1 protein-coding gene is annotated in these 1,743 nt (G+C 43.4%); it reads right to left on the bottom strand.

Translation table 11 applies throughout. The features are described 5' to 3' along the window. Positions 1 to 88: 88 nt before the first annotated feature. The gene (locus AB4180_RS18125) at positions 89 to 1,606 is read right to left on the bottom strand and encodes an ISNCY family transposase (RefSeq protein ID WP_081324582.1); all 1,518 of its coding nucleotides are present in this window, start codon (positions 1,604 to 1,606) and stop codon (positions 89 to 91) included. Positions 1,607 to 1,743 lie beyond the last annotated feature (137 nt).

The following is a 1,743-nucleotide window of genomic DNA, read 5'->3' as shown; positions in this document are numbered from 1 at the left end:
TGTGATTACCGAGGGAGGTTGACGGTCTAAATACCGAAGGATTCTGTCGTTGCTTTATTCATAGTAGTCCACTATTGCAGATTAGTTTCTATTCGATAATTGATTCCTCGGCACGTGCCTCCCGTAATTCTCTTGTATTCAGCTTTTCTTCAAGCCAGATGTTCCTTACTGTTGAGTGACTAATCGAGATGTTAAAACGCTTTCTCATCTCACCACTTATCCTAATAGAGGTTAGGTGAGGCGATTTGAGTGTTAATGAGATGACGATATTTCGAGTCTTTTCATCGATGCGATTATTGTTGTGTGATTGACCATACAGACGTTTCAAAGCAAGTGGGCCATGGGCTTCAAGTAATTGACGGTTGTTGTGAATGCTTTTGACAGAACAACCGCTTTGTCGAGCCGCTTCTCTAACATTCCCTAACTCATTGGCAAGCTCTATAGCCTCGATCTTTTTCTGAACCTCTTCTCCGTATTCTTTCCTAGAGCTAGGCTCAGTAAGCTCTTTAATCGATAACTCTCGGTCGGCAAAATAAGCCGTAAAACCACCATCAAGTTGCTTACGTAGTTCGACTTGTTGACTCACGATAGAGTGCCGTAATGGGGAGGTAATTTGATACATTGCGTTGGCGTAGCTGAAGGTATGATCTCGACGGATTTTTCGATATTCTTTTTGAATACATATCGCGTCAATGTTGAGGTACTTCGGAACGGGTGTATGCTCAGAGCGCATTAATTTGGCGTTGACTGTGAGGGTCGTTGCCCAATACTCAGGGATGAAGGTATTTTGTAGGTAGTTATTTGCACTGATCATATCAGTAACCCCAGCCAGCCTTAACTCAGGGACTAGACGATCTTGGAACGTATCAAAAGCACGTTCGATGCGACCCTTGCCTTGAGGCGAATTGGCAAAAATAATTTCTATACCCAGCTCTTCACAGGCTCGTTGCATCTGGGAGAAGTGGCAACGTTTTGGTCCACCGAAGATGCCCGCTCTATCGACATAAAGAGTCTTAAAAAGCCCTTTTTTCTTGATATAAGTTTTCATTACTTTGAGGCACCCTTCGGTGGTTTCTGAAGGAAAAAACTCCGCATGAACCTCACTGGTTGCATCATCAATCATGGCGATAAGACAGGATTTTTTATCACCGAACCAAAGGTGCGGACTGCCGTCCATTTGCAGCATTAAGCCTTCGGCTTCCATACGCTCACGTCGTCTTCTTACCTTAGAACGTCGATGTTTGGCTCGTTTTACATGATGGATTTCATGTGCCCAGGTACGAAGCGTCTCCCGTTTTACTTTGATGCCTTCAAATACCTCTAACATATCGGCGAGATGAAGCATGTTAAAGTCGTAATACTTGGCCTTTATAAGAGCTTGAACTTGTTGCTTTAAGGTAATGGGGATTTTATTAGCGGGTGCCCTTCCTGTGTTGCCATGAACCACAAATCGGATACCATCAGAGCGATATCGCCTGAGATAACGTTCAATGGTTCTGCGAGACTTATTGAGGAGCTTAGAGGCATTAGTAATTGAGATTTTACCGAGAGCAACTTTTGCGATGATATCCACGGTAAGCTGAGATTGAGTATTCATAACGATCATCCTATACACCCCTGACTAATTCGTAGCACTAGTCAAAGGATTACGTAAAAATAGAGACCGTCAATTTCCCTCGGTAATTAAGCGAATGACAAAGTCGCTTGGTAGTTACGATACGACAGAATCGCTTGGTGATCACA

Source organism: Vibrio sp. 10N.286.49.C3, from assembly GCF_041469545.1.
GTDB lineage: Bacteria > Pseudomonadota > Gammaproteobacteria > Enterobacterales > Vibrionaceae > Vibrio > Vibrio tasmaniensis_A.
The sequence above is the reverse complement of the archived record's forward strand: the minus strand, read 5'-3'. Positions and strand labels throughout refer to the sequence as shown.

Excerpts from the sequence above, each read along its gene's own strand:
- AB4180_RS18125 (WP_081324582.1), bottom strand. The coding sequence starts at position 1,606 with ATGATCGTTATGAATACTCAATCTCAGCTTACCGTGGATATCATCGCA.